Genomic DNA, 529 nt, shown 5'->3' on the forward strand with positions numbered 1-529 from the left:
GAACCATATTTTTGATTGAGCCAACGGAAGCAATCAGAGAGCTTGCGTGTCCATTTCCTATGCTCCGCCTTGAGGTCATCATATATGCGGACGTTCTCACCGCAGGTGATAACCATGTACCGCAGATACTTCCCCTTATTCGGGAGAATGTTATCAATCCAATAGGTCAGCTCATTCCTCAACTGGCGACGCTCAGCAACAGCAACAGCAGGAATGAACATGATATGCCTAAACTGTTCATCCATCTGCTTAGCTAATCCAGACAGCAAACCCACCTTGAAAAAGGTGCCATCCTGCTTCTTACGCCTAGACGGAATCCCCAGACCTTCAAGCCTGTCAGCAATGCGATCAGATTGAAGCCTTATGGCCTCATCCCTGCCAATGCGTTCAAGATGTTTAAACACATCAACCTTGTTCCCACTGTTGCGACGAAGAAGCTCATAAAAACCTATCCGAGAAGATGACTCACACCCATTCTCAGACGGTCCTGCATCAAAAATCTCTCCGCGTGATTCCTTCGCTTCCTTAA

Annotated in this window: 1 protein-coding gene; it reads right to left on the minus strand. The window is 47.3% G+C overall.

What is annotated here, in order from left to right; translation table 11 throughout:
* The coding region (locus tag KP705_RS16760; RefSeq protein WP_215765074.1) for a hypothetical protein at positions 1 to 529 on the minus strand (529 nt) is incomplete at both ends.

This window comes from Gluconobacter sp. P1D12_c, assembly GCF_018812105.1.
Taxonomy (GTDB): Bacteria; Pseudomonadota; Alphaproteobacteria; order Acetobacterales; family Acetobacteraceae; genus Gluconobacter; species Gluconobacter oxydans_A.